The 24,797-nt window shown below is 75.0% G+C and carries 27 protein-coding genes and 1 tRNA gene; 20 read left to right on the top strand and 8 right to left on the bottom strand.

Annotation, left to right across the window (positions count from 1 at the left end):
- Positions 1-21: 21 nt before the first annotated feature.
- The 3 genes from GA0070214_RS06590 to GA0070214_RS06580 are packed head-to-tail and all read left to right on the top strand — an operon-like array spanning position 22 to position 1,751.
- Complete coding sequence (locus GA0070214_RS06590) at positions 22-657, top strand: FtsB family cell division protein (protein ID WP_091260282.1); 636 nt, start codon at positions 22-24, stop codon at positions 655-657.
- Between the two features lie 22 nt (positions 658-679).
- Positions 680-1,237, top strand: a complete 558-nt coding sequence (locus GA0070214_RS06585; protein ID WP_091260280.1) for a DUF501 domain-containing protein — start codon at positions 680-682, stop codon at positions 1,235-1,237.
- Between the two features lies 1 nt (position 1,238).
- Entirely contained in the window at positions 1,239-1,751 is a 513-nt protein-coding gene (locus GA0070214_RS06580) for an amino-acid N-acetyltransferase (protein ID WP_091260277.1), read from the top strand.
- 6 nt (positions 1,752-1,757) lie between these two features.
- Here the strand turns inward: GA0070214_RS06580 and GA0070214_RS06575 are convergent, their stop codons facing one another.
- Positions 1,758-2,669, bottom strand: a complete 912-nt coding sequence (locus tag GA0070214_RS06575) for a CE1 family esterase (protein ID WP_244167579.1) — start codon at positions 2,667-2,669, stop codon at positions 1,758-1,760.
- Positions 2,670-2,768: 99 nt separating this feature from the next.
- On the opposite strand from GA0070214_RS06575, the gene GA0070214_RS06570 reads away from it, so the two are divergent.
- Positions 2,769-3,755: an ArsR/SmtB family transcription factor gene (locus GA0070214_RS06570; RefSeq protein WP_091260275.1), complete on the top strand. Its 987-nt coding sequence runs from the start codon at positions 2,769-2,771 to the stop codon at positions 3,753-3,755.
- Positions 3,756-3,886: 131 nt separating this feature from the next.
- Positions 3,887-4,816, top strand: coding sequence for a Ppx/GppA phosphatase family protein (locus GA0070214_RS06565; protein ID WP_091260273.1), 930 nt, complete (start codon positions 3,887-3,889; stop codon positions 4,814-4,816).
- Between the two features lie 65 nt (positions 4,817-4,881).
- Here GA0070214_RS06565 and GA0070214_RS06560 read toward each other — a convergent pair whose 3' ends face one another.
- The gene (locus tag GA0070214_RS06560; RefSeq protein ID WP_091260271.1) at positions 4,882-5,571 is read right to left on the bottom strand and encodes a hypothetical protein; all 690 of its coding nucleotides are present in this window, start codon (positions 5,569-5,571) and stop codon (positions 4,882-4,884) included.
- A 127-nt stretch (positions 5,572-5,698) separates the two neighbouring features.
- Positions 5,699-6,325, bottom strand: a complete 627-nt coding sequence (locus tag GA0070214_RS06555; RefSeq protein ID WP_091260269.1) for a LysE family translocator — start codon at positions 6,323-6,325, stop codon at positions 5,699-5,701.
- A 61-nt stretch (positions 6,326-6,386) separates the two neighbouring features.
- Here GA0070214_RS06555 and GA0070214_RS06550 point away from each other — a divergent pair, with 61 nt between their 5' ends.
- The 10 genes from GA0070214_RS06550 to GA0070214_RS06505 all read left to right on the top strand — a co-directional run bounded on the left by GA0070214_RS06550 (position 6,387) and on the right by GA0070214_RS06505 (position 15,172).
- Positions 6,387-6,719 (top strand): PadR family transcriptional regulator, encoded by a 333-nt coding sequence (locus GA0070214_RS06550; RefSeq protein ID WP_091260267.1) that lies wholly within the window; start codon positions 6,387-6,389, stop codon positions 6,717-6,719.
- Positions 6,716-7,711, top strand: coding sequence for an HAAS signaling domain-containing protein (locus GA0070214_RS06545; protein ID WP_091260264.1), 996 nt, complete (start codon positions 6,716-6,718; stop codon positions 7,709-7,711). The genes GA0070214_RS06550 and GA0070214_RS06545 overlap by 4 nt, the downstream gene beginning before the upstream one ends.
- Positions 7,712-7,983: 272 nt before the next feature.
- Complete coding sequence (locus tag GA0070214_RS06540; protein ID WP_091260262.1) at positions 7,984-8,670, top strand: dienelactone hydrolase family protein; 687 nt, start codon at positions 7,984-7,986, stop codon at positions 8,668-8,670.
- 19 nt (positions 8,671-8,689) lie between these two features.
- The gene (locus GA0070214_RS06535) at positions 8,690-9,403 is read left to right on the top strand and encodes a uracil-DNA glycosylase (protein ID WP_091260259.1); all 714 of its coding nucleotides are present in this window, start codon (positions 8,690-8,692) and stop codon (positions 9,401-9,403) included.
- A gap of 20 nt (positions 9,404-9,423) precedes the next feature.
- Positions 9,424-10,161, top strand: coding sequence for a DUF4129 domain-containing protein (locus GA0070214_RS06530; protein ID WP_091260255.1), 738 nt, complete (start codon positions 9,424-9,426; stop codon positions 10,159-10,161).
- Positions 10,158-10,739, top strand: a complete 582-nt coding sequence (locus tag GA0070214_RS06525) for a hypothetical protein (RefSeq protein WP_091260249.1) — start codon at positions 10,158-10,160, stop codon at positions 10,737-10,739. The genes GA0070214_RS06530 and GA0070214_RS06525 overlap by 4 nt, the downstream gene beginning before the upstream one ends.
- Positions 10,739-11,746: an AAA family ATPase gene (locus GA0070214_RS06520; protein WP_091260246.1), complete on the top strand. Its 1,008-nt coding sequence runs from the start codon at positions 10,739-10,741 to the stop codon at positions 11,744-11,746. The genes GA0070214_RS06525 and GA0070214_RS06520 overlap by 1 nt, the downstream gene beginning before the upstream one ends.
- The gene (locus tag GA0070214_RS06515; RefSeq protein WP_091260244.1) at positions 11,746-13,110 is read left to right on the top strand and encodes a DUF58 domain-containing protein; all 1,365 of its coding nucleotides are present in this window, start codon (positions 11,746-11,748) and stop codon (positions 13,108-13,110) included. Before GA0070214_RS06520 ends, GA0070214_RS06515 begins: the two co-directional genes overlap by 1 nt.
- A 55-nt stretch (positions 13,111-13,165) precedes the next feature.
- On the top strand, positions 13,166-13,738 hold the full coding sequence (locus tag GA0070214_RS06510; protein WP_091260239.1) for a hypothetical protein: 573 nt from the start codon (positions 13,166-13,168) through the stop codon (positions 13,736-13,738).
- Between the two features lie 102 nt (positions 13,739-13,840).
- Positions 13,841-15,172 carry an NAD(P)/FAD-dependent oxidoreductase gene (locus GA0070214_RS06505; protein ID WP_091260237.1) on the top strand — a complete coding sequence of 444 codons (1,332 nt, stop codon included), beginning with the start codon at positions 13,841-13,843 and terminating at the stop codon, positions 15,170-15,172.
- An 85-nt stretch (positions 15,173-15,257) separates the two neighbouring features.
- Here the strand turns inward: GA0070214_RS06505 and GA0070214_RS06500 are convergent, their stop codons facing one another.
- The gene (locus tag GA0070214_RS06500) at positions 15,258-17,099 is read right to left on the bottom strand and encodes a DUF6311 domain-containing protein (RefSeq protein WP_091260235.1); all 1,842 of its coding nucleotides are present in this window, start codon (positions 17,097-17,099) and stop codon (positions 15,258-15,260) included.
- A gap of 90 nt (positions 17,100-17,189) precedes the next feature.
- Between GA0070214_RS06500 and GA0070214_RS06495 the strand changes: the two genes are divergently transcribed.
- The 4 genes from GA0070214_RS06495 to GA0070214_RS06480 all read left to right on the top strand — a co-directional run bounded on the left by GA0070214_RS06495 (position 17,190) and on the right by GA0070214_RS06480 (position 19,488).
- Positions 17,190-17,273, top strand: a tRNA-Leu gene (locus GA0070214_RS06495).
- A gap of 104 nt (positions 17,274-17,377) precedes the next feature.
- Positions 17,378-18,220, top strand: coding sequence for a Bax inhibitor-1/YccA family protein (locus GA0070214_RS06490; RefSeq protein ID WP_091260233.1), 843 nt, complete (start codon positions 17,378-17,380; stop codon positions 18,218-18,220).
- Positions 18,221-18,346: 126 nt separating this feature from the next.
- On the top strand, positions 18,347-19,105 hold the full coding sequence (locus GA0070214_RS06485) for a Bax inhibitor-1/YccA family protein (RefSeq protein WP_091260231.1): 759 nt from the start codon (positions 18,347-18,349) through the stop codon (positions 19,103-19,105).
- A 62-nt stretch (positions 19,106-19,167) separates the two neighbouring features.
- Complete coding sequence (locus tag GA0070214_RS06480) at positions 19,168-19,488, top strand: hypothetical protein (protein WP_091260229.1); 321 nt, start codon at positions 19,168-19,170, stop codon at positions 19,486-19,488.
- 7 nt (positions 19,489-19,495) lie between these two features.
- On the opposite strand, the gene GA0070214_RS06475 is transcribed toward GA0070214_RS06480, so the two are convergent.
- The 4 genes from GA0070214_RS06475 to GA0070214_RS06460 all read right to left on the bottom strand — a co-directional run bounded on the left by GA0070214_RS06475 (position 19,496) and on the right by GA0070214_RS06460 (position 24,294).
- Positions 19,496-20,959 (bottom strand): CYTH and CHAD domain-containing protein, encoded by a 1,464-nt coding sequence (locus GA0070214_RS06475; protein WP_091260227.1) that lies wholly within the window; start codon positions 20,957-20,959, stop codon positions 19,496-19,498.
- 40 nt (positions 20,960-20,999) lie between these two features.
- Positions 21,000-22,262, bottom strand: coding sequence for an acetyl-CoA C-acetyltransferase (locus tag GA0070214_RS06470; RefSeq protein ID WP_091260221.1), 1,263 nt, complete (start codon positions 22,260-22,262; stop codon positions 21,000-21,002).
- A 73-nt stretch (positions 22,263-22,335) separates the two neighbouring features.
- Positions 22,336-23,136, bottom strand: a complete 801-nt coding sequence (locus GA0070214_RS06465; protein ID WP_091260218.1) for an SGNH/GDSL hydrolase family protein — start codon at positions 23,134-23,136, stop codon at positions 22,336-22,338.
- Between the two features lie 111 nt (positions 23,137-23,247).
- Positions 23,248-24,294, bottom strand: coding sequence for an SGNH/GDSL hydrolase family protein (locus GA0070214_RS06460; RefSeq protein ID WP_091260216.1), 1,047 nt, complete (start codon positions 24,292-24,294; stop codon positions 23,248-23,250).
- 140 nt (positions 24,295-24,434) lie between these two features.
- On the opposite strand from GA0070214_RS06460, the gene GA0070214_RS06455 reads away from it, so the two are divergent.
- Entirely contained in the window at positions 24,435-24,791 is a 357-nt protein-coding gene (locus GA0070214_RS06455; RefSeq protein ID WP_091260214.1) for a YkvA family protein, read from the top strand.
- Positions 24,792-24,797 lie beyond the last annotated feature (6 nt).

Below are 24,797 nucleotides of genomic sequence, written 5' to 3'. Positions count from 1 at the left end.
CTCCGGGGGAGGGGTGTGACGATGCAGCAGCGCCGCACACCGGGTGGCCAGCGGCCCGCCCGTCGGCCGGGTCAGGCCGGCCGGCCGGGCGGGGCCCGGGTCCGGTCGTCGGTGCGTGACGCCGGCGTCCGCGCCGAGCCGCGCGCCGCCGGCCGGTCGCCCGGCGCCACCCGCGCCACCGAGGGGGTACGCTCCGCGAGCCGCCCGGCGGCGGCCCGGCGCACCGCGGCCGGTGGCACGGTCAAGCGGCTCACCGCACCCCAACCCCGGCGCTTCACGGGGCGCGCCACCGTGCTCTTCGCGGTGCTGATCGCGCTCGCCCTGGCCTACACCTACCCGGTGCGGGTCTACCTGGACCAGCAGGCCGACATCGAGCGCATGGAAGCGTCCCAGCAGCGGCAGCGCGAGCTGATCCAGGAGCTCTCCGCCGAGGCGGAGAAGTGGCAGGACCCGGCGTACATCGAGACGCAGGCCCGGGAGCGGTTCTTCATGGGCCGCCCCGGCGAGACCCTGCTCGTGGTGCTCTCCGACCCGGAGGGGGCCGCCAAGGACGCCGGCAAGGGCGCGAAGCCGGGGCCGCCGAAGCCGCCCGACCCCTGGTACGACACGCTGTGGTCGAGCGTGCAGGCGGCCAACGCCGAGCGCCCCGACAAGTGATCGACAGACGAGAGAGGCACCGTTGAGCGTCGTACCACCGCAGGATCCGGCGGCGGAGTCCGTACCCCCGCCGGAGCGCCAACCGGCCACCGAGGCCGACCTGGCCGCGGTGGCCGCGCAGCTCGGACGCCCGCCCCGCGGCACCCGGGCGGTGGCCCACCGGTGCCCGTGCGGCCTGCCCGACGTGGTGGAGACGACGCCCCGGCTGGCCGACGGCACGCCCTTCCCGACGCTGTTCTACCTGACCTGCCCGCGAGCCACGGCGGCGTGCAGCCGGCTGGAGTCGGCCGGGCTCATGAAGGAGATGGCCGAGCGGCTCGCCGAGGACCCGGAGCTGGCCGCCCGCTATCGCGCCGCGCACGAGGACTACCTGGCCCGCCGGGAGGCGATCGGCCAGGTGCCGGAGATCGCCGGCATCTCGGCCGGTGGCATGCCCGGCCGGGTCAAGTGCCTGCACGTGCACCTCGGGCACGCGCTCGCCGCCGGGCCGGGGGTGAACCCGTTCGGCGACGAGACCCTCGCCCTGGTGGAGAAGTGGTGGGCCGCCGGCCCCTGCGTGGACGTGCCCGCGACGGAGTGAGATGACCGCCACCGACGAGATCGTGGTCCGCCGCGCCCGCACCGGCGACGTGCGCGGCATCCGGCGGCTCGTGGACACCTACACCGACGACCGGCGGCTGCTCAGCAAGGCCACCGTCACCCTCTACGAGGACGTGCAGGAGTTCCGGGTGGCCGTGACGCCCGACGGCACGGTGGTCGGCTGCGGCGCGCTGCACGTGATGTGGGAGGACCTCGCCGAGATCCGCACGGTGGCGGTCGACCCGTCCTGCCGGGGCCACAAGATCGGGCACCGCATCGTCGGCGAGCTGATCGACGCGGCCCGCGAGGTGGGCGTCGCCCGGATCTTCGTGCTCACCTTCGAGACCGGGTTCTTCGGCTCGTTCGGCTTCCGCGAGATCGACGGGGCCCCGGTGCCGCAGCCGGTCTACGAGCAGCTCCTGCGCTCCTACGACGAGGGTGTCGCGGAGTTTCTCGACCTGGAGCGGGTCAAGCCGAACACCCTCGGCAACAGTCGCATGCTGCTGCGCCTCTGACCCGCCTCACGTGCCTCGCGGGTGGGCCGCGAAGAACTCCCAGATCAGGTCGGTGGCCGTGACGCCGGCGTCCGGAGCGGCGAGCTGCCCGCCGCTGGCGCCCGGCCAGGAGTGGCCCATCTCGGGAAGGCTCCACACGGTGACGTCGCTGCCGTCGGCGCAGCGCGCGTCGGCCCGGCTCAGGCCCGCCGGTGCCGCCGGCTTCCGGCCCGCCACCGGCCGGCAGCCGAGCCGTCGCTGCCAGGTGCGCAGCCCGTCGTGGAAGGTGTCGGCGTACCGGTCCTGCCCGCCGACGAAGGTGATCACCGAGACCGGCCGCTTCGGCACGTAGCTGTCGGGCTCCGTCAGCGGGCCGCTGTAGCCGCCGCTGACCACGCCGATCGCCGCGAATACGCCGGTGGCCTCCACGGCGAGGCGGAAGCTCAGGTCACCGCCGTTGGAGATGCCGGTCAGGTAGACCCGGTCCGGGTCGGCCCGCCAGGTGTCGACCAGGTGTGCGGCGAGCGCGGTGAGGAACCCCACGTCGTCCGCCGACCCGCAGCAGATCAACGCGTTGAAGCCGCCGTGCTGCCCGTCCGGGTAGGCGACCAGGAAGTTCTCCCGGTCCGCGCGGGCGTCGAGGCCGGTCAGCTCCCGCATGTCGGCCCCGCTGCCGGGAAAGAAGTGCAGCGCGATCACCAGCGCGGCGGGGCGCGCCGGGTCGTACCCGGGCGGGGCGTGCAGCAGGTAGCTGCGCTCCACCCCGCCGTGGCGCAGGGTCAGCTCGTGGTCCCCGGCGGCCGGCCGCTCGCTGGGCGCCGGCGCGGCGGCCGACCGATCCCCGGGCTTCGGCGTGGCGGCCGGCTCGGCCTTCCCGCCGCACGCTCCACCGGTGAACGCCAGAACCAGCCCCGCCAGCACCGCGATCGTCCCCCGCACGTCCCGCCCTCCCCGTGGGTAACCGGGCTCCACCGTCGGTTCCGGGAGCCGAGCCGGTCAACCCTTTCGGTCCTCGCCGAAGCCGGGCAGGCTGCTTCCATGCTGCGGTTGCACCTCGGACCGGCGGACCTGTGCCGGGTACGGTTCGTCGACCGCCTGCACCCGGTCGGCACCGCCATGCTGGCCTGCCAGGCGCTGCACGATCCCGCCGCCGCCGCCATGGCGCCGGACCTCGTGGCGGCGGCCGGCACGGCCACCTCCGCACGCGGGGTCCGCGCCGCCGCCACGTCGCTGCGGCACCTGCTGCCGGCCCGCGGCCGGCTGCCGGACTTCCTCACCCCGTTCGACGGGTTGGACTCGGTGGCCGCCGGCCTCGCGGCGATCCGGTCCACCCCCGCCCGCCGGGTCCGGGAGGAGGTGGCCGCCTCCTACCGCGAGGTCGCCGCGACGCCGCTGCGGCGTGCGTTCGCGGCCGCCGATCCGACCGTGCTCGACCTGTTCGGCCGGGCGCTCGACACCTGGTTCGGTGCGGTGCTGGCGCCGCACTGGTCCACCCTGACCACCGTCCACCAGCGACAGCTGGCCGACGCCGCGCACCGGCTGGCCCGGCGCGGGCTGGCGGGTCTCTTCGACGGGCTGCACCCGGCGATCCGGTGGCGGCCACCCGTGCTGGAGGTACGCACCTGGTGGAGCGGGGAGGTGACCGGGACCGGGGAGGGGATGGTGCTGCTCCCGTCGCCGGTGGCCGGACCGCTGCCCCGGGTCCTGGTCGAACCGGGCCGGCCGGTCCTGCTCGTCTACCCCGCCGCCATGCCGGCGCGGGCGACCGATCCGGCGGTCGACCCGCTCGCCGGGGTGCTGGGCGCCACCCGGGCGGCGATGCTGCGCCGCCTCGCCGAGCCGGGCCCGCACACCACCACGGCGCTCGCCCGGGGTGTCGGGGTCGGTCTCTCCACTGCCTCCGAGCACGCGACCGCGCTGCGCGCCGCCGGCCTGGTCGCCACCGAGCGCGACGGGGCCGCGGTTCGCCACCGCCTGACCCCGCTCGGCGCCGACCTGATCGGCCGCCCGGCAGCCGACGACTGAGCCTTCATCGACTCCAGATCGCCGAGCTGGCGGTGTCCGGCCGCCCCTGATGCCCCCACCTCCCGCGAGGTGGAGTGGATCAGCCGGCGGGTGGTCGAGGCTGCCGTAGGGTGGCAGCCGTGACGACGCGTGTGGCCGCCATCGACTGCGGGACCAACTCGATCCGACTGCTGGTCGCCGACCTGCCCGACCCGTCCGCCGGCGCGCAGGCGCCGCTGGTCGACCTGAGCCGCCGGATGGAGATCGTCCGGCTCGGCCAGGGCGTCGACCGGACCGGCCGGCTCGCCCCCGAGGCGATCGAGCGGACCCGGGTCGCGCTCGCCGACTACGCGGCGGAGATCGAGAAGCTGGGCGCCGAGCGGGTGCGGATGTGTGCCACCTCCGCGTCCCGCGACGCGTCGAACGCCGCCGACTTCCGCACCATGGTCGAGGAGACCCTCGGTGTGGCGCCCGAGGTGGTCACCGGCGACGAGGAGGCCCGGCTCTCCTTCACCGGCGCCGTCCGTGGCCTGCCCGCCGACGCCGAGCCGCCGTACCTGGTGGTCGACATCGGCGGCGGCTCGACCGAGTTCGTGGTCGGCACCCGCGAGGGCGGCGTCCAGGCGGCGATCTCGATGGACATCGGCTGCGTCCGGATGACCGAGCGGCACCTGCACGGCGACCCGCCCGGCCTGGACGAGATCGCCGCCGCGCAGGCCGACATCGCGGTCGCGGTGGACCGGGCGCTGACGGCGGTGCCGGGCCGGGAGGCCGCCACCCTGGTCGGTCTCGCCGGGTCGGTCACCACCGTGGTCGCCATCGCCCAGGGCCTCCAGGAGTACGACCCGGAGCGCATCCACCACGCCCGGGTGTCGTACGACCAGGTCGCCGAGGTCACCGCCGACCTGCTGGGGAAGACCCGCGAGCAGCGGCTGGCCATCCCGGTGATGCACCCCGGCCGGGCCGACGTGATCGGCGCGGGCGCGCTGGTGCTCCGGGTCATCATGGAGCGCGCCGGCATGCCCTCCGTCGTCGCCTCCGAACACGACATCCTCGACGGCATCGCCTGGTCCCTGGTCTGAGACCACCCGGCCTGATCGACGTCGAGTTTCTCATGGACGGCAGGTCGGATCCGACCGTCAGCGGTTCACCTCGAACGCTGGCGCGGCCAGTCCGACGACCGCCCGGACCTGACCTCGGAGCCGCCCGACAGCAGCCCGGCCCAGTCCGAACGACCGGCCCAGTCCGACCCGCCGGCCCCGGCGGAACCGCCGGCGCGGACCAGCTCCGGCTCGGAGGTGCCGCGTGGCGTGCTCAGCCCGAGGCCGTCCACGCCCAGTGGGCGGTCCTTCGGGGCCGCGGGCGGGATGATCTCATCCGGCTGCAGCGCCGCGGGAGTGTCCTCCGCGGGCTGCGGCCACCGCTGCCAACGGCGGACGCTCACGACCCCGACGAGGAGCAGCGAGCCGACCAGCAGGGTCGTCCCGGTCCGGAGCGGGGCCGCCAGATCGACCTGGTGGCCGTTCAAGGTCAGTTCGTGGTCGAACAGTTTCGTCACGGCGGTCGGGCTGACCAGCAGGCCCAGGTAGCTGGCCGAGTAGACCAGGCCGGTGAGCGCCGCTCCCAGCGGGGAGAACCGGAGCGTGGCGATGAGCCCGAGCACGATCCCGGCGGCGGCCAGCACCAGTGCGGGTCGAACAAAATCGCCGCTGTCCAGTGCGCCGCCGTTCCCGGCGGCGGCGAACGCCCGCTCCGACCGGTCCTGGCCCAGGGCGAAGAGGATCCAGGCCAACGGACCGACGACGGCGGCGGCGAGCACGGTTCCGAGGTGTCGCATCGGGGCAACGTACCGACGTTCCGCGCGGATGAGCAGGCCCCATAAGCGAAAATTAAGATCGATCCGCCCGCCACGGGGCCGGCGGGCACCTGGAGCGGGTCGCGGACGGTGCTCCGGCCGGCGGCGGTCAGGTGCGTTCGGTGGCGAGGCGGGCGCCGAAGCCGAGCAGTGCCATTCCGGTCAGCCCGTCGAGCCAGCGCCGGACCCGCCGCCGGGACAGCAGGTCCCGGGCCCGGTTCAGCGCCGCCACCAGGACCAGCAGGTAGGCGAGGCCGAGCACGGCGTGGCTGAGCGCGAAGGCGAGCAGCACCCCGACCGGCGCGCCGCCGCCCACGAACTGTGGCAGCACCGCCAGGTAGAACGCCAGCACCTTCGGGTTGGTGACGTTGGACAGGAAGCCCTGCCGGAAGCCGGTCAGCGCCTGGCCGGGCAGGGCGGCGTCGCCGGCCGGCGGCGGGTAGTCGGCCCGCCAGGCCGACCGCCAGGCCTGCACCCCGAGGTACGCCAGGTACGCCACGCCGGCCCAGCGGATCGCCTCGAAGAGCGGCTGGGACCGGACGATGAGCGTGCCGAGCCCGGCGGCGGCGGTCACGCCCTGCACGGCGTTCGAGGCGGTCACGCCGATGGCGCTCCATCGGCCCCGGCGCCGGCCCGAGGCCAGCGTGTTCCGCGTGACCACGGCGAAGTCCGGCCCCGGAACGAGGATCAGCACGGTGGCGAAGACGAGGAAGGACGCGTAGCTGCTCCACGACACACCTCGAGCCTAGCTACCATGTTCTTGACGGTACTACGTAATCCACACTAGTGTCCGAGGCGTGGATACGACGCAGCTCCTCAAGGGCGTGCTCGACCTGGCCGTTCTCGCCGTGCTCAAGAACGAGGACGGCTACGGTTACGACATCCTCCGCCGGCTGCGCGAGGCCGGCCTGGAGGAGGTCGGCGACGCCTCGGTCTACGGCACCCTGCGCCGGCTGTTCGCCGCCGGCCTGCTGACCACCTACGTGGTGCCGAGCGAGTCCGGCCCGCACCGCAAGTACTACTCACTCAACGCCGCCGGCCGGGACCAGCTCACCCGCTCCGGCAAGACCTGGCGCTCCTTCGCCATCACCATGGACGCACTGCTCGACGATCGGGGGATGGCGGCATGACCGTCACTGGGCAGGAGATCGCGGACTACGTCGACCGGGTGCGGGCGGCCCTCGCCGACCTGCCGCCGGCGATCCGCGACGAGCTGACCGAGGACCTGCCGGAGCACCTCGCCGAGGTGGCCGCCGAGGCCGACGGCGCGCTGGTCGACCGGCTCGGCGAGCCGGAGGCGTACGCGGCCGAGCTGCGGGCCGCCGCCGGGGCCGAGGCGGGAGCCGGCTCCGGGCGGCGGGGTCGCCGGCTGGCCGCCGCCCAGGCGCGCGCCGGCACCCAGTTGCGCGCCCTCGACACCCAGCTCGGCCCGCTGCTCGGGCAGTCCTCGGTGAGCGAGTTCCTCCGCCCGCTGCGCCCGGCCTGGTGGCTGCTGCGCGGCTGGCTCGCGGCGCTGGTGATCTCCGTCGTGCTCCAGGAACCGTCCGGGTTGCTCCCCCGGCTCGACGGCAGCGTGCTGGCCGGCCTGTTCCTGCTCGCCGGCACGGTCCTCGCCTCGGTCTGGCTGGGCCGGCGCGCACCCGGCTTCCGGGGCTGGCCGCGGCGGCTGCTGCGCCTGGGCACCGCCGCGTTCCTGATCTTCTCCTTCGCGATGCTGGTCAACGTCGACCAGCACGCCAGCTCCGACCAGTTCGGCAGCTACCAGGAGGTCTCGGTCGGCGACCGGTACGACTCGATCGAGGACGTGTTCGTCTACGACCAGGAGGGGCGGCTGGTCCGCAACGCCCAGCTCTTCGACCAGAACGGCGTGCCCATCCGGCTCGGCTGGCCGACCTGCCTGGACGCGAGCGGCAACATGCCCGCGCCGCGCAACGCCTACCCGTACTGTCCCGACCGGGCGCCCTTCGGGCCGCCGGCCCCGGCCGCGCCGACCCTGAGTGCCCCGCCCGCACCGGGCGCGAGCGCCGCCCCCGGGCCGAGCGGGAGCGCCACTCCCGCGCCGACCGTGACGCCGTCCGTCGCGCCCAGCGAGAGCGCGCCGACGCCGGCGCCGACCCGCTGAGACCGAACCGCCCGAGTCGACCGGAGGGGCGCCCGCCGACCGGCGGGCGCCCCTCGGCGCGTCCACGGTGGACGACCTCGCGCGGCACGGGTGCGCACGACGCTCCGGCGGCCGGGCCCGGCGGTGTGACGGGCCGGTCCGGGAGACGAACGGGAGGTGAATGCCACTGTTCTTTCGTCTTCCCCGGGCCGGTGAGCGCGTGGCACGCTACCCGCACGTAACACCCACTGTGCGACCAGCCAACGATGACTGACCGCTAGGAGGACGGGACCATGGGCGAGATGGTGAGCTTCACCGGCAACGGAGGGACGAGCGAGGGGTATCTCGCGATACCCTCCGGCGGTGCGGCCAGCCCGGCGGTCATCGTCATCCAGGACTGGTGGGGTCTCGTACCCCACGTCCGGGCGGTGGTGGACCGCTTCGCGGAGGCCGGCTTCGTCGCTCTCGCGCCCGACTTCCGGCACGGCGGCCCGGCGAGCAAGCCGAGTGAGCCGCGGCAGATGTTGAACAGCACGCAGATGGACGAGGCCGCGACCGACATCGCGGCCGCCGCCGAATACCTCGCCAACCGGCCGGAGGTGGCCGGCAAGGTGGGCTGCGCCGGGTTCTGTGCCGGCGCCAGCCTGGCGCTCTGGTCCGGCACGTTCTCCGAGCGCATCGTCGCCACCGCCGGCTTCTACCCGCGGCTGCCCTGGGAGGGCATGCGCGCCGAGTGGGCCGACTACGCCGGCAAAGCCGCGCTCATCCACTGCTCCGAGGCGGACGGCCTCTCCGCCGCAGACGGGGTGCAGAGCGTCCGCCGGGCCATCGAGACGGCGGGCGGCACCTGCCAGACCTACGACTATCCGGGCACCGCGCACGCGTTCTTCAACGAGGACCGGCCGGAGCACTTCGACCAGCGGGCCGCGGCCACCGCCTGGGCCCGCACGCTGGAACTCTTCCGGGCCAAGCTTGGCTGAGCCGCGTACCCCCGCCGAGGTGGTCGCCCGCGCCGCGCGGGCGACCGACCTGGCCGACCTCGACGGCGCCGTGAGCAACTGCTTCGCCTGCCCCCGGCTCGTCGCCTGGCGGGAGGACGTGGCCCGGGTCAAGCGGGCGGCGTTCCGGGACCAGGACTACTGGGGCCGGCCGGTGCCGGGCTTCGGCCCGCCCGACGCGCGGATCGGCATCCTGGGCCTGGCGCCCGCCGCGCACGGCGGCAACCGCACCGGCCGGATCTTCACGGGGGACCGCTCCGGCGACGTGCTCTTCGCCGCGCTGCACCGCGCCGGGCTGGCCAACCAGGCGACCAGCGTGTCCGCCGACGACGGCCTGGCCCTGCGGCACACCCGCATCTTCGCCGCCGTGCGCTGCGCGCCGCCGGACAACAAGCCCACCCCTGAGGAGCGGGACACCTGCGCGCCGTGGCTGCACCGCGAGGTGGGGCTGATCCGGCCGACCCTGCGCGTCGTGGTCGCGCTGGGGGCGTTCGCCTGGGCCGCGTGGTGGCCCGTGCTGCGCCACGTGTACGGACAGCGCCCGCCCACACCGCGCCCGGCGTTCGGCCATGGGGCACACTGGTCCGGCACGTCCGCACCGGCGTTGCTCGGCTGCTACCACGTCAGCCAGCAGAACACCTTCACCGGGCGGCTGACACCAGCGATGTTGGACGACGTGTTCGCCCGGGCCAAGGACCTGGCCGGGGTGGACTGAGGAATGCGTGAGGCGGTGGGATGGACCTCGGCGTGCTCCGCAGGTGGTGGCCGGTCGCGGCGGTGACCCTGCTGCTCGGCGTCGCCGCGCTCGCCGCCGGGCACTCCGCCATCGGGGCGAGCCGCATCCCGCCCGCCGCCGACAACATCCCGTACGTGCCGGACTACCCCACCGCCGAGCCCGCGCCCTCGATCACGGTCGAGCCCCGGGACCTCGGCGAACCCACCTCGGGCGGCATTCCGGGCTGGCTCGCGACCGCCGCCGTCGTGCTGCTCGGCGCCGCCGTGCTGGCGGTGGTCGGGTACGTGCTCTGGACCGTGGTGAGCGGGGCGCTGCGCCGGACCACCCGCGCGGTGCCCGTCCAGCGGACCCGGCGCACGGCCGAGGGCACGGCCCGCGAGGTGGTGGCCGCGCTGGACGCCGGTCTCGTGGAGCTGGACGACCGGTCCACCGACCCGCGCACCGCGGTGATCGCCTGCTGGGTCCGGCTGGAGGAGGCCGCCGACGAGGCCGGGGTGCCCCGGCACGCCGGGGACACGCCCACCGACCTGGTCAGCCGGCTGCTGCGCGGCGACCCGGCGGCCGGTGTCCCGGCGATCGCCAGCGCCGACGTGCTGGACGGCTTCGCGCACGTCTACCGCGAGGCCCGGTACGCCACCCACACCGTCGACGAGCGGATGCGCGACCAGGCCCGGGCCGCCCTGCGCCGGCTGCGCGGCGAGCTGACCGCGGTGGCCGGCGGTGAGGCGGCGGCATGAGCACGAGCATCGACGACCTGCTCTCGTTCGACGAGGAGCCCGCCGGGGAGGCGCGGCGGCCCGGCGGCGGGCGGGCACGCTGGGTGCTGCGGACCCTCGCGGTCACCGCCGCGATCGTGGTGGTGGTCGTCGTCGGGCTGCGCGCGGTCGGCCTCCAGGTCTCGCTCTGGGTCATCGTGGCGGGCGTGCTCGCCGTGCTCGCGGTCCGCCGGGTCACCGCCGAGCTGTCGCCCCCACCGCCGTCCCGGGCCGGCGCCCGCGGCCCGGCCGGCGAGGAGCCGGGCACCTGGAACTGGTCCTCCCGGGACGCGCTGCGCGCCGCGATCAACGGGTGGGAACGCCCGCTGGACTGGTGCTCCGACAACCGCGAGCGGTTCACCGGGCGGGTGCTGCCCCGCCTCGGCGAGCTGGCCGACGAGCGGTTGCGCCAGAAGCACGGCGTCACCCGCGAGTCCGACCCCGCCCGCGCCCGCGCCCTGCTGGGTGAGCCGCTGTGGACGTTCCTCGGCACCCCCGCCCGCCGCCCCCCGTCGCCGCGCGACCTCGCGGTGATCGTCGCCGAACTGGAGAAGCTGTGATGAACGACGTGGACCGGAGCATGCCCCCCGCCGAGGTCGGCCGGCTGGCCCGCGCGGTGCTCGATGCGGTCGGCACGGTCGTGGTCGGCAAGCGGGAGGCGCTGGAGCTGGTCCTGGCCGGCATCCTGGCGGGCGGCCACGTGCTGCTGGAGGACCTGCCCGGCCTGGGCAAGACGCTCACCGCGCGCTCGTTCGCGCAGGCCCTCGGGCTGGACTTCCGCCGCCTCCAGTTCACCCCGGACCTGCTGCCCGCCGACGTCACCGGCTCCTTCCTCTACGACCAGCGCAGCGGCGACTTCTCGTTCCGGGCCGGCCCGGTCTTCACCAACCTGCTGCTCGCCGACGAGATCAACCGGACCCCGCCGAAGACCCAGTCGGCGCTGCTGGAGGCCATGCAGGAGAAGCAGGTCTCGGTGGAGGGTGTCACCTACCGGCTGGACGAGCCGTTCCACGTGCTCGCCACCGCCAACCCCATCGAGTACGAGGGCACCTACCCGCTGCCCGAGGCGCAGCTCGACCGGTTCCTGCTCCGGGTCTCGTTCGGCTACCCGAACCATGACGAGGAGTGGGAGGTGCTGCAACGGCGGATCGCGCGCCGCCGCGAGGAGGCCGAGATCAAGCCGGTGGTGGACGCGGGCACGCTGCGCGCCATGCAGGCCGCGCTGGAGGACGTGGTCGTCGAGGACTCGATCGGCCGCTACATCGTGGCGCTGACGGCGGCCACGCGGGAGCACCCGTCCGCGCTGGTCGGCGCCTCGCCGCGCGGCTCGCTGGCGCTGCTGCTGCTGTCCCGGGTCCGCGCGGTGCTCGCCAACCGCGACTACGTGGTGCCGGAGGACGTCAAGGCGGTGGCCGCGCCCGCGCTGGCCCACCGGATCACCCTGCGGCCGGAGATGTGGCTGCGCCGGGTGGATCCGTCCTTCGTGGTCGGTGAGGTGCTGGAGTCCACTCCCGCCCCGGCCAGCGGCGCGCTGCCCAGCTACGCGGCCGGACCGTCCGGGCGCTGATGGCCGACCGTCAGGAACCGGCGAGCGGCTGGGCGCCCACCCGGGCGCTCGGCCGGGCCGTGCTGCTCACCGGCCTGCTGCTGGTCGCCGCCGTGCTGCTCGGCCGGATCGACCTGGTGGTGCTGGCCACGCCGTTCGCGCTGGGCACCGCGTACGCGCTGCGCCGCCGGCCCACCGCCCTGCCCGGCCTGGAGATCGGGGTCGAGGACGCGCACCTGGTCGAGGGCGCGCCGATGGCCGCCAGGGTGGCCGTGGGCAACCCGGACACCGTCTCCTACGACGTGGCCGTGGTGCGGACGCGGATGTCGCGCTGGCTGCGGGTGGAGAAGGTCGGCTTCGGCGGGACCGGGGTGGACGTGAGCCGCTCCGGCGGCGCCGACCGGCCCTTCGTCACCTCGGTGCCGTCCGGCTCGGCCGTCGACCTGGAGCTGACCGGGACGGCGCTGCGCTGGGGGCGGCACCCGATCGGGCCGGCCGGCGCCCGGGTCGCCGCCGCGGACGGGCTGCTGGTGTCGCGGGCCGTGCTCACCGACGCGGTCCGGATGCGGGTCTACCCGATGACCGAGCCGTTCGAGGCGGTCGAGGCGATGCCCCGGGCCGCCGGGCTGGTCGGCGCGCATCACTCCCGCCGGCCGGGGGAGGGCGGTGAGCTGGCCGGGGTGCGCGTCTTCGCGCCCGGCGACCGGCTGCGCCGGATCGACTGGCGGGTCTCGCTGCGGGCCCGCCAACTGCACGTGGCGGCCACCCTCTCCGACCGGGACGCCGAGGTGGTGGTGCTGCTCGACGTGCTGGCCGAGGCGGGCCGCTCCGGCGGCGTACGCGGGCCGGCGTCCGTGCTGGACACCACCGTCCGGGCGGCCGCCGCGATCGCCGAGCACTACCTGCACCGGGGTGACCGGGTGGCGATGCTGGAATACGGGCCGGCAGCCCGCCGGCTGCGCCCGGCCACCGGCCGGCGGCAGTACCTGACCGTGCTGGAGTGGCTGCTCGACGTCAAGGCCGAGTCCTCCCCGCACGAGCCGTACGACCAGGTCTTCGGCCCGCAGCTGCTCTCCTCGGACGCGCTGGTGGTGGTGCTCACACCGCTGCTCGACGAGCGCTCGGCGCAGATGCTGGCGCGGATGGCCCGGGGCGGGCGGTTCGTGGTCGCGGTGGACACCCTGCCGGCCGAGCTGCCGGTGCCGAAGGACCGGGGCTGGGCCGAGGTGGCGTACCGGCTGTGGCGGCTGGACCGGGACACGATGATCGGTCAGCTCCGGGAGCATGGCGTGCCGGTGGTGCGCTGGGCCGGCGCGGGCAGCCTCGACCAGGTGCTGCGCGACGTGGCCCGGCTGGCGACCGCGCCTCGGGCGGGCATCCGGTGAGCGCGCGGAACGCAGCGCCGCGGAGTCCCGCAGCCGCGAACGAAGAGTGGCGCAGATGAACGATCTCGTCGACGGGCTGAACGAGCGCGTGCGTGCGCTCCGGTACGCGGTGCGGCGGATCAGCCCGACGCCGCTGCTGCTGCGGGCCGGCATCTTCCTCAGCGTGCTGGTCGGCTTCCTGGTCGCGTACCCCGGGCAGGCCCTCACCCCGCGGTCGCTGCTGGCCCTCACCGTGGTGGCGGTGCTGCCGGCGGTCGGTCCGCGCCGGGTCTGGCCGACCTTCGCGGCGCTGGTGACCATCGGTGGCTGGCTGCTCGCCACGCTCGGCTTCGACCGGCCGCCGGCGCTGTGGCGGCTGCTCGCCGTGGCCACGCTCCTCTACCTGGCGCACACGCTGTGCGCGCTGGCCGCGCTGCTGCCCTACGACGCGGTGGTCGACCCGGACCTGGTGCTGCGCTGGCTGGCCCGGGCCGGCGCGGTGGTGCTCGCCGCCGCCGTGCTCGGCATCGTGCTGGCCGCACTCGGCGAGGCCGGCGGGGACCGAGGTTCCCAGGCGGCGACAGTGGTGGGGCTGCTGGTGGCGGTGGGTCTCAGTGGCCTTCTGGCGTGGCTCCTGCGTCGCAGATAACGGGACGCCCCGAGAAGTTGCGCAGGTCACAGGGGTTGTGCTCCGTCACAAGTGGGGGTCTCGATCGGGATTAGCCGAGCCGCCCGGGGAAAGATAGATGACGTGAATCCGAAGCGGATCCTTGTCGTGGGTGCCGGGCACGTGGGCCTGTACGCCGCTCTGCGCCTGTCCAAGAAGCTGAGCTCCCGTGAGGCCGAGGTCATCGTCGTCGACCCGCAGCCGCACATGACCTACCAGCCGTTCCTCCCGGAGGCTTCGGCGGGCAACATCTCCCCGCGGCACGCTGTGGTGCCGCTGCGGCGGGAGTTGCGCAAGTGCAAGGTCGTGGCCGGCACGGTCACCCGGATCGACCACGACCGCAAGACCGCCGTGGTGCAGCCGATCAGCGGCCCGACCCGGGAGATCCAGTACGACCACGTGGTGGTCGCCCCCGGTTCGGTCTCCCGCACCCTGCCGATCCCCGGCCTGCACGAAAACGGCATCGGGTTCAAGACCATCGGTGAGGCGATCTTCCTCCGCAACCACGTGCTGGACCGGCTCGACGTGGCGGCCGCCACCACCGACCCGGAGGTGCGCAGCCGCGCGCTGACCTTCGTCTTCGTCGGCGGTGGTTACGCCGGCATCGAGGCGCTCGCCGAGATGGAGGACATGGCCCGGGACGCGCTGCGCTACTACCCGGAGCTGAAGCCGGAGGACATGCGCTGGGTTCTGGTCGAAGCCACCCAGCGGGTGCTGCCCGAGGTCGACCGGGACATGGGTGCCTACACGGTGCAGGAGCTGCTCAAGCGGAACATGGACATCCGCCTGGACACCCGGCTGGAGTCCTGCGTCGACGGGGTCGCGAAGCTCTCCGACGGGTCCGTCTTCCCGTCCGACACGATCGTCTGGACGGCGGGCGTGAAGCCGTCGCCGATGCTGGACGCGACCGACTTCCCGCGCGACGAGCGGCGCCGGGTCACCTGCCTGCCCACCCTCCAGATCGTGGACGGCGACCGGGTGGTCGAGGGCGCGTGGAGCGCCGGCGACTGCGCCGCCGTGCCGGACCTGACCAAGGAGCCGGGCAACTTCTGCTCGCCGAGCGCGCAGCACGCGGTGCGGCAGGCCGCCCGGATGGCCGACAACATCGTGAACGTGATCCGCGGGCGCGAGCCGGTCGACTACAAGCACAAGCACGCGGGCAGCGTCGCCAGCCTCGGCCTGCACAAGGGCGTGGCGCAGGTCTACGGCGTGAAGATGACCGGCTGGCCGGCCTGGTTCATGCACCGCACGTACCACATGTCGCGGATCCCGTCCTTCAACCGCAAGGTCCGGGTCGTGGTCGACTGGTCGCTGGCGTTCTTCCTCAAGCGTGAGGTGGTCGCCCTGGGCCAGCTGCACGACCCGCGCGAGGAGTTCGCCGAGGCGTCCGCCCCGCCGGTCGGCGCGCGCGTCTGAACGAACGCGCGTCTGAACCGTCGCGCGTCAGAGCAACCGGAAAGGGCCCTTCCCGCACGGGAGGGGCCCTTTCCCGTGTCCGGGGTCAGAACCGCCAGGTCCAGGCGTCGGCGATCCGGGTGCCCGGCCCGAAGAGCTGCTCCAGGGTCCGGCGCAGGGTCTCCGCGTGCGGCGCGCCGTCGGTCAGCGCCACGCAGGAGGCGCCCCAGAACTCGATGTCCCGGGCGGCCTGCCGGCGCTGCCGGTCGCCCACCGCGGGCGCCACCCCCCGCTTCGCGACGTCGGCCAGCAGGGCGGAGGTGGGACGCTGGTACGTGCCCATGGTGGCCGAGCCGTTGCGGCCGTACGGGCCGATGAAGAAGCCCTCCGGCATGCCGAAGGCGGCGTCGGCCTCGGTGGCCCAGCGCATCGGCCACGGGTCCTTCGGGGTGGCCGTCGGCACCGGCACGAGCACCCCGCCGGGGCGTACGCACTGCCGCCAGTGCCCGCCGGTCACGAACTCCGGCAGCGGCGGCCGGTCGGTGGTGGGCAGCGGCGCGGGGAAGACACTGAGCAGGGCCGCGCCGACCGCGAGGGGGACCAGCCGGCGGGCCGACCCCCGCTCGCCGAGTGCCCGGTGCACGGCCAGGGTGAGCACCGTCCCGGCGAGCGGCAGCACCACGAGGCCGAACCGCATGGGCAGCGCGCCGTCCACCACGGGCAGGCCGGCCAGCAGGGCGTACGGGCCGGGGACGCCGGTGCGCTCCCCGCCGACCACCACCTCGGGGCCGAGCGAGAGCGCCGCCATGACCAGCGCCCCGGCGAGGCAGGCGACGACCAGGGCGCGCCGGCCCAGCCAGCCCGCGCAGCCGACGGCCACCAGCAGCAGCGGCCAGCCCAGGAAGGTGTTGAACTCGGCCGGGCCGGTGGTCAGCCGGGCCGCGTCGGCGCCGCCCAGCACCGACAGCGTGGAGAGCCGGGTCCAGCTCGTCAGGTCGGCCGAGAAGTAGTCCGGGCTGAACATCCCGTCCGAGACGCCCTGTGGCCCCGCGAACTGGAGCCACAGCGGATACGCCAGCACGAGCAGGGCCAGCCCGGCGGCGCACATCAGTCCACCGGCGAAGCCGGGCAGCGCCCGGCGCAGCAGCGCCCGGTCGGCCAGCCCGTACGCGACGGCCATGACCAGCAGGGTGAGCGCGGTGAGAAAGAGCACCTCCTCGCCGACGAAGACCTGGACGGTGACGGCCGTGGCCAGGCCGAGGACCGAGCTGGCCAGCCGGCGGCGGTCCGGGCCGTCCGTCCGGCCGGCCGGGTCGGCGGCCCGGAGCAGCCGGATCACCAGCCAGACGATCACCGGGACCAGCCACTGGGCGGTCATGTGCAGGTGGGCGTTGCTCTGCGAGACCATGCCGGGACCGAAGCCGCAGAGCGCCGCCCCGAGCCCGGCGGCGAGCCGACGGGCCCGCAGCGTCCGGGTCAGGAGCAGGTACCAGGCCAGCGCCGTGCCGGCCAGGTTGGCCGCGGCCAGCAGGGCGAAGGTGACCGGCGCACCGAGGACGAGGGTGACCGGGGCGAGCAGCACGCCGAGCGCGATCACGCTGGTGTTCGTCATGAGGTTGACCCCGTCCGGCGCGTTCAGCCGGTCGGTGATCAGGCCGAAGTCGCCGAGCAGGGCGCGCGCGTCGACCGCCAGGAACCACTCGTAGAGGGTCTGGTCGGCCGGGTTCAAGGCGAGCATCCGCTGCCCGGGCGCCGGCCACAGCCCGTGGGTGAGCCAGCCGGCGAGCGCGGCGAAGAGCAGGCCGGCCAGCAGGTCCGCGCGGTGCCGGCGGCCGGCGGCCAGCAGCCGGGCCGCCCGGCCCGGGCGGACGGCCGGGTCGAGACGGAGTGCCTCGTCGGGGTCGGGCCCGGGGGCCGTGCGGGCGGCGCTGGTCACGGCCTCGACCATATCGGCCGGAACCCACGGGGTACGCCGGGCCGCGACGCAGCCGCTACGGTGAGATCTGCACCGCCGCGTGTCGACGCGCCGGTGTCACCCGCCCGGGTGGTGGAACGGCAGACACGGCCGCCTTAAAAGCGGCTGCCGCAAGGCGTGCGGGTTCGACCCCCGCCCCGGGCACCAACTCTCAGCTTTCCCACAGCTTCGCGCCGCGCACGGCGTTGCCACCCCGTTTACCCTGGAGAGGCACGTTCACGTGCATCGACCCCCTGAGGGAGGCCTGAGAAGTGAAGACCACGAACCCGGTGCTCGCCCGGCTCGGCCAGGCGGCTGAGCGGGAGCGGGCGGCCGGGTACGCCCAGCCCGGGCCGTACGGTCAGCCCGGATATCCGCAGCAGTACCCGCAGTACCCGCAGCAGCAGCCGTACCCGACGGGCCACGGCTACCCGGCGGCCCCGCCCGCCGTGACCCCGATGACCCTCGACGACGTGGTCGTCAAGACGGTGCTGATGCTCGGCATCCTGGGCGCCTCGGCCGCTGCGGCCTGGGTGCTCGTGCCCGACGCCCTGACCGGGGTGGCCTGGATCGGCGCCGCCGTGGTCGGCCTCGTCCTCGGCCTGGTCATCTCGTTCTCCCGGATGGCCAACCCGGCGCTCGTGGTGGCGTACTCGATCGTCGAGGGCGTCTTCGTCGGCATGGTCAGCAAGACGTTCGACACGTTCTACGACGGCATCGTGCTCCAGGCCGTCGTCGCCACCTTCGGCGTCTTCTTCCTGATGGCGATGATCTACAAGGCGCGGATCATCCGGGCCACCCCGAAGTTCGCCCGGATCATGGTGGCGATCATCGCGGGTCTGTTCGGCGTCATGCTGATCAACCTGGTGCTCGCGCTCTTCGGCGTCAACACCCACCTCCGTGACGGCAGCCCGCTGGCCATCGGCTTCAGCCTGGTCTGCATCGTGGTCGCCTCGCTGAGCTTCGTGCTCAACTTCGCGGAGATCGAGGACGGCGTCCGGATGGGGCTCCCGCAGCGCTACTCCTGGACGGCCGCGTTCGGCATCGTGGTCGGCCTGGTCTGGCTCTACCTGGAGATCCTCCGGCTGCTGAGCTACTTCCAGGGCGACGACTGACCGACCCCGCCCGACCTGCGACGCCCGCTGCCGCGCCCGCGGCGGCGGGCGTCGTCGTTTACCCGCCGCCGCCGGGCCGCCCGGGGCAGAGTGGGAGCCGGGGTACGTCGGCGCGAGGAGGTCGCGGTGCGCAGTGCCAACCCGGTGCTGGACCGGCTGGACGACGTGGGCCGGGCCGAGCGGCAGGTGCTCGGCGTGGGGGCCGCCGACACCATGACGGTGGCCGACGTGGTCAGCCGGACGGTCGGGCTGCTGCTGCTCACCGGCGTCACCGCGGCGCTGGCCTGGGTGCTCGTGCCGCAGGCGGCGTGGATCTCCGCGGCGCTGGCCGGCAGCGCCCTGGCCAGCCTGGCGCTCGTGCTGGTCATCTCGCTGAAGCAGATCACCAACCCGCCACTGATTGCCGGGTACGCGGTGCTTCAGGGCCTGCTGCTCGGCGTAGCCAGCCGTGCCTTCGAACTGGTCTACCCGGGCATCGTGGCGCAGGCGGTGGTCGGCACGTTCGGGGTGTTCCTCGGCATGGCGCTGCTCTACCGGGCCCGGCTTGTCCGGGCCACCCCGCGGCTGGCCCGGCTGGTCGTCGGCACGCTCATCGGCATCGTGGCGATCGGCCTGGTCAACCTGGTCACCTACCTGTTCACCGGGAAGCAGGGCGTCGAGGTCTACAGCCTCTCCGCGCGGGTGGGCTGGCTGCCGTACCTCTTCTCGGTGGTCGCGATCATCGCCGGCGCGCTCAGCTTCGTCCTCGACTTCGACCTGGTCGAACGCTCCGCCCGTCACGGCCTGCCCCGCCGGTACGCCTGGTTCTGCGCGTTCGGCCTGCTGGTCGGGCTGATCTTCCTGTACTGGCAGATCCTGCGCCTGCTCAGCTACGTCCGCCGCTGACCGTACGGCAAGGCCGGTCTGCCGCCGCGCCGCGACCTGGAGCCGTCGTAGACTCGGCCGCGATGAGCGCAGGGGAACTGGACCGGGCCGTGACGCTGCTGGTCCGGCAGGTCGGGCACTGGGAGCAGCCGCGCTGGTCGGCGGCGGCCGAGGGTGGCAACGTGTCCCGCGCCGACCTCGTGCACAAGCTGGTCCAGGAGATCGCCAACCTGGCGGCCGACGCCGAGGGGGAGCCGCGCCGCGACGTGCCCCGGCTTCCCAGCGACCTGGCCCTGCCCGACCAGCTCCGGGTGGTCGCCGCCGACCTGCTGGCGGCCGGCGCGCCGGAGCCCGTGCTGGCCGGTGCGGCCGCCGCGGTCGCCCGGACCCGGTCCGCGCTGTAGCCGGCGGTCAGCCGAGCCGGCGCCGCACCTTCCGGCGGCGGGCCCGGTCGCGCGCCTTCGCCAGCGCCGGGCCGGCCCGGTCGGCCACGGCGGCCTGTCGGGCGTGCAGCAGGCCGTAGGTGAAGGTGTTCTCGCCGTCGGCGTACGCCCGCAGCGCCTGCTCGCGCAGCACCTCGCGGGTCACCACCGAGTCCTGGTGTGCGCCGAGCACGTCCTGGAGGTCCTTGAACCGGTCGACCAGCTTCGCCGTGGGCCGGCGCACCTCGACGGCGTACCGCGCCCGCTTGCCCGCCTTGCGGGCCTCGTGCAGGGCCTCGTCGTCGTTTCCGCCGGCCAGCGCCCGGTCCAGCCGGTCGTCGAAGCGGGTCACCGCCCGGCGCACCCGCCGGTTCACCCAGCGGGGCCGTACGGCGCGCGCGGTCGGCCCTTCCACCAGCGCGTCCAGCCGGCGCAGCAGGTCGGTGTAACGGTCCGAGCCGAGCGCGGCGCGCAGCCCGTCGAGGGCGGTGGCCAGGTCGGCGGCGAACCGCTCGGCGAAGCGGGCCGGGACCGGGCCGAGCACCAGCTCGTCCGGTTCCGCGTGGACCGCGTCGGCCAGCCGGGCGGCCATCACCTGGACGTCCCGGACCGGCCCGAGCCGGGCGCCCAGCCAGCGCAGCTCCGCCCGTACCGCCTCGCTCTCCGCCCGGTCCCACAGCCCGCGGAACGTCCGCAGTGTGGAGCGGAGCCGGCGGACGGCCACCCGCATGTCGTGCACGGCGTCCTCGTCGCCGCCGAGCGCGGCGGCGTGGTGGCCGATCAGCGTGTCGCGCTGGGCGGTGAGGTAGTCGACCACGGGCGCGGCGGCCGGGTCGGCGGGCGCCGGCCGGGTGGCGGCGAGCCGGCCGCCCAGCGCGCGGTGCGACTTCGAGACCGGGACCGTCCGGGCGCCGGCCGCGCGCAGCCGGTCGTCCACCGCGTCGAGCAGCGCCTCGTCGCCCTCGACCAGCTCGACCTCCAGCTCGTGCCAGGCCTGCCGCTCGCCGCTCACCAGATCCTCGGCGTGGACGTCGTCCTCGGCCACCTCGGCGAGCGGGCGGCCCGCCGCGTCGAGCAGGCGGCGTTCCCGGCGGCGGGTGACGACCCGCGCGGCCGGGGCGACCGGCCGGCCACGGGACGCGCCGCGGAAGAGCGCGACCAGGTCGGGCGGCGGGTCGGCGTCGTCCGGCCCGGCCGCGAACTGGTGCTCGGTGCGCGCGCCGCCGACCGCGCCCACCTTGAGGTGCCAGCCCGCGTCGTGCCCGCCGGTCCGCCGCCGCAGCGCGTAGCCGCTGCGGGCCAGCCGGAGGTCGGCGGTGTCCCAGTAGACCGCGTCCAGGTCGAGCACGGTGGCGTCGGACGTCGTCGCGACGCCACCGCACCCGGTCAGGTCGGGCAGCCGGAATCCCTCGTCGCCGGAGTACTTGCGTTCGCGTTCCACGACGGTCGCCATGGCGCCTCCCGTACCCGGCCCCGGTGTCGGGGAATCGGCCTCAGTTCAGGCGTTCGAGCACCATGGCCATGCCCTGGCCGCCGCCCACGCACATGGTCTCCAGACCGATGGTCCGGTCGTGCCACTCCAGCGCGTTGAGCAGGGTGCCGGTGATCCGGGCGCCGGTCATGCCGAACGGGTGGCCGACGGCGATCGCGCCGCCCATCACGTTCAACTTCTCCTCGGGGATGCCGAGCTGCCGGTACGACGGGATCACCTGGGCGGCGAACGCCTCGTTGATCTCGACCAGGTCGACGTCGTCGATGGTCATGCCGGCGCGCTTCAGCGCCTGCTTGGACGCCTCGACCGGGCCCAGGCCCATGATCTCCGGCGAGAGCGCGGTGACGCCGGTGGAGACGATCCGGGCGAGCGGGGTGAGCCCGAGTTCGCGGGCGCGCTCGGCGCTCATGATCACCACGGCGGCCGCGCCGTCGTTGAGCGGGCAGCAGTTGCCGGCGGTGATCCGGCCGTCCGGGCGGAAGACCGGCTTAAGACCGGCCACGGCCTCCAGGGTCACGCCCGGGCGCGGGCCGTCGTCGGTGCTCACCACGGTGCCGTCCGGCGTGGTGACCGGGGTGATCTCGCGGGCCCAGAAGCCGTCCGCGATCGCCTTCTCGGCCAGGTTCTGGCTGCGCACGCCGAACGCGTCCATGTCCTCGCGGGTCACGTCGTAGACCTGGGCGAGGTTCTCCGCGGTCTGCCCCATGGTCAGGTAGATGTCGGGGAGCTGGCCGGCCTCGCGCGGGTCGGTCCACACCTCGGCGCCGCCCTGGGCCCGGGCCTTCGAGCGCTCGCGCGCCTCGGCGAAGCGCGGGTTCTCCCAGCCGCCGCCGACCAGCGCCTGCGCCTCAGGCGGGAGGGTGTCCGAGTTGCCCCGCGCGTACCGGGAGACGGTCTCCACGCCGGCCGAGATGAAGACGTCGCCCTCGCCGGCCCGGATCGCGTGCATCGCCATCCGCGTGGTCTGGAGCGAGGAGGCGCAGTAGCGGGTCAGCGTGGCACCGGGCAGGCCGTCCAGGCCCAGCAGGGTGGCGACCACCCGGGCCATGTTGAAGCCCTGCTCGCCGCCGGGCAGGCCGCAGCCCAGGTAGAGGTCGTCGATGGTGGTGGGATCGAGCGCCGGGACCTTGTCGAGGGCGGCCTGGACGATCGTGGCGGCGAGGTCGTCCGGGCGGACCTCCCGCAGGGAACCCTTGAACGCGCGGCCGATGGGGGACCGGGCGGTGGCGACGATGACGGCGTCGCGGGGCGACTCAATCGGCATGAACCAACGTTAACCCGCCGGTAACTTGTGGCGGAAGCCGCGCGGCGGGCGGGAAATGTCACCCCGCCGGGGCTCAGTGGTGGTGCCGGTAGGCGACCGCGGCGGCCGCCTCGACCGCGGGGAGCAGGGCGTGCGCCCAGACCCGGTAGCCGTCGGCGGACGGGTGGAAGCCGTCGTGGCAGAGGGTGCCGGCATCGGCCCGGAACACCGGGCCGGTCTCGGTGCCCAGGTCGACGACGCTGCCCCCGGCGTCGAGCACGGCGGTCGTCTGTGCGCGCGCCACCCGCCGCCCCGCCCAGCCGAGCACCTGCCGCAGCGGGGACGCGACGGCGCGGACCGCGCCGAGGTCGGGGCAGGTGCCCACGACCACCTCGACGTGCGCCTCGCGCAGCCGGCGCACGGCGGAGCCGAGGTAGGCCGCCGCGTCGGCCGGGCGGGCCAGCCCGGTGGCGTCGTTCGCCCCGATGAGGATCACCGCCACGTCGGGCCGCTCGCCGAGCAGCGCCCGGGCCACCTGGGTGGCCAGGTCGGTGGAGCGGGAGCCGGAGACCCCAACGCTGGACAGGTGCACGCGCCGGCCGGTCGGCGCCTCGGCCAGGAGCTGGGCGAGCTGGCCGCCGATGGTCTCCTCGAAGCGTTCGACGCCGACGCCGAGCGCCGACGAGTCGCCGAGCAGCACGAGCCGCAGCGGCGGGGCGTCCGCCCGGCCGACCGTGGCGCGCAGCGCCAGGCCCAGCTCGGGCTGGGCGTATTCCCGGCTGCGGGCGGCGATGGCCTGGCCGGCGAGGACGACCGCCCCGCCCACCGTGCCGGCGAGCAGCGAGAGCGCGGCGGCCCGACCGAGCCGGACCGCGAGCTCGTTACGCTCGGTCATGACGACACCTCCCCAGCTCCCACGACCCGTGGGTCGGACTGCTCGTGGCGAACGGCGTCGACATGAGCATGGCACACGTTGTGCCTGCTGATGATGCCCCCGCGACCGCGCTCATGCCAGCCCCTCCACCTGGGCCGGGTCGGCGGCGGCACCGGGCTGCGGCACCGCGCCGACGCCGAAGAACGCCCGCCGCCGGAGCTGCGCCCAGCGCCCACCCGGCCCGCGCTCGCGGCCCCGGACCCTGGTGGCGCTGACCTCGGTGCCCGCGTGCCGGGCCGCCTCCTGGGCGGCCTCCGGGAGCGACCGCACGCCCTCCGCGCCCGCGAGCGCGGGGCGGCGTTCCTGGCCGGCGCCCAGCGCGGAGAGCACGGTGGGCAGCAGCGCCGCCGCGGCCACCGCGTACCCCTCGGCGGACGGGTGGAACCGGTCCCAGGCGAACATCCGGGTCGGCTCGGCGGCGAACCGCGGGCCGAGCAGGTCGCCGAGGGAGACCGTCCAGCCGCCCGCCTCGACGACGGCCATCGTCTGGGCGGCGGCGAGCTGGCGGCTCCAGCGGCGGGCCAGCCAGCGCAGCGGCGGCTGGATCGGCCGGATCGCGCCCAGGTCGGGGCAGGTGCCCACGACCACCTCGCAGCCGGCGGCCCGCAGCGTGCGGACCGCGTCGACCAGGTAGCGCACGGCCACCGAGGGCGGGGTGCGGTTGGTGACGTCGTTGCCGCCGACCAGGACGACCGCGATGTCCGGTTCGACCTCCAGGGCCGACTCGACCTGCGGCTTCAGCCCGGCCGACAGGGCGCCCACCACGGCGAACCGGTGCAGCCGGACCGGCCGGTGCAGCCGGCGGGACAGCCCGGTGGCCAGCAGCGCCCCCGGCGTCTCCCGGCGGCGGTGCACGCCGTAGCCGGCGGCCGAGGAGTCGCCGAGGATCACCATGGTGACCGGCGGGCCGGGCAGCTTCGCGCCGTAGATGCCGTCGCAGCGCGGCGGGGGCGCCTCGGCCATCGGGATGGTCCGGCGGGCCTGGCGGGCCTGACCCAGCAGCACCCCGCCCGTGGCGACGGTGGCCGCCACCGTGGCGCCCGTGCCGATCGCCGTCAGGCGGGCGATCCGCCGGGCGCGCTGCCAGCCGACCGGCGCGACGGAACCAGCGTCCCCCATGTACCGACATTATCGCGCCACCACGACACCCGCTCTCCCGTGATCGTCATGGCTGGGACGCGACCGTTCCGGGTACCGGTAGGGGCAGGACCGGGCTTGCGCCGGGACCGCACCCTGGTCGAGCGGAGAGGGGCGAGGAGATGGGGAAGACGTTGAAGCGGAGCGCGGCCTTCACCGCGCTGGCCCGGGCGCTGGCGGCCGGGGCGCGGGGTGGCCCGTCGCTGGGTGCCCGGCTGGCGGCGCTGCCCCGGATGATCCGGGCCACCGCCCGGGGCGAGTACGACGGCGGGCTGCGGCTGGCCCTCATGGCCGGCGCGACGGCGTACATCGTCTCGCCGATCGACCTGCTGCCGGAGATCCCGCTGGCGATCTTCGGCCTGGCCGACGACGCGGTGATGGTCACCTGGCTGGCCGGCAGCGTGCTCGCCGAGACCGAGCGCTTCCTGGAGTGGGAGGCACGTCGCAGGTCCGTCATCCCGGGGCATGTGGTGCCCTGACGGCAC

Origin of the sequence: Micromonospora chaiyaphumensis, assembly GCF_900091435.1 — a bacterium.
In the GTDB taxonomy this organism is placed as follows: Bacteria; Actinomycetota; Actinomycetes; order Mycobacteriales; family Micromonosporaceae; genus Micromonospora; species Micromonospora chaiyaphumensis.
Note: the sequence above shows the minus strand (reverse complement) of the source record. Positions and strands in the feature narration are given on the sequence as shown.

Bases quoted from the DNA above. Each gene is read 5' to 3' on its own strand.
- GA0070214_RS06580 (WP_091260277.1), top strand. From the start codon at position 1,239: ATGACCGCCACCGACGAGATCGTGGTCCGCCGCGCCCGCACCGGCGAC.
- GA0070214_RS06465 (WP_091260218.1), bottom strand. From the start codon at position 23,136: ATGACCGAGCGTAACGAGCTCGCGGTCCGGCTCGGTCGGGCCGCCGCG.
- GA0070214_RS06500 (WP_091260235.1), bottom strand. From the start codon at position 17,099: ATGGTCGAGGCCGTGACCAGCGCCGCCCGCACGGCCCCCGGGCCCGAC.
- GA0070214_RS06570 (WP_091260275.1), top strand. From the start codon at position 2,769: ATGCTGCGGTTGCACCTCGGACCGGCGGACCTGTGCCGGGTACGGTTC.
- GA0070214_RS06470 (WP_091260221.1), bottom strand. From the start codon at position 22,262: ATGCCGATTGAGTCGCCCCGCGACGCCGTCATCGTCGCCACCGCCCGG.
- GA0070214_RS06515 (WP_091260244.1), top strand. From the start codon at position 11,746: ATGGCCGACCGTCAGGAACCGGCGAGCGGCTGGGCGCCCACCCGGGCG.
- GA0070214_RS06590 (WP_091260282.1), top strand. From the start codon at position 22: ATGCAGCAGCGCCGCACACCGGGTGGCCAGCGGCCCGCCCGTCGGCCG.
- GA0070214_RS06480 (WP_091260229.1), top strand. From the start codon at position 19,168: ATGAGCGCAGGGGAACTGGACCGGGCCGTGACGCTGCTGGTCCGGCAG.
- GA0070214_RS06530 (WP_091260255.1), top strand. From the start codon at position 9,424: ATGGACCTCGGCGTGCTCCGCAGGTGGTGGCCGGTCGCGGCGGTGACC.
- GA0070214_RS06475 (WP_091260227.1), bottom strand. From the start codon at position 20,959: ATGGCGACCGTCGTGGAACGCGAACGCAAGTACTCCGGCGACGAGGGA.
- GA0070214_RS06520 (WP_091260246.1), top strand. From the start codon at position 10,739: ATGAACGACGTGGACCGGAGCATGCCCCCCGCCGAGGTCGGCCGGCTG.
- GA0070214_RS06560 (WP_091260271.1), bottom strand. From the start codon at position 5,571: ATGCGACACCTCGGAACCGTGCTCGCCGCCGCCGTCGTCGGTCCGTTG.
- GA0070214_RS06510 (WP_091260239.1), top strand. From the start codon at position 13,166: ATGAACGATCTCGTCGACGGGCTGAACGAGCGCGTGCGTGCGCTCCGG.
- GA0070214_RS06540 (WP_091260262.1), top strand. From the start codon at position 7,984: ATGGGCGAGATGGTGAGCTTCACCGGCAACGGAGGGACGAGCGAGGGG.
- GA0070214_RS06460 (WP_091260216.1), bottom strand. From the start codon at position 24,294: ATGGGGGACGCTGGTTCCGTCGCGCCGGTCGGCTGGCAGCGCGCCCGG.
- GA0070214_RS06545 (WP_091260264.1), top strand. From the start codon at position 6,716: ATGACCGTCACTGGGCAGGAGATCGCGGACTACGTCGACCGGGTGCGG.
- GA0070214_RS06525 (WP_091260249.1), top strand. From the start codon at position 10,158: ATGAGCACGAGCATCGACGACCTGCTCTCGTTCGACGAGGAGCCCGCC.
- GA0070214_RS06455 (WP_091260214.1), top strand. From the start codon at position 24,435: ATGGGGAAGACGTTGAAGCGGAGCGCGGCCTTCACCGCGCTGGCCCGG.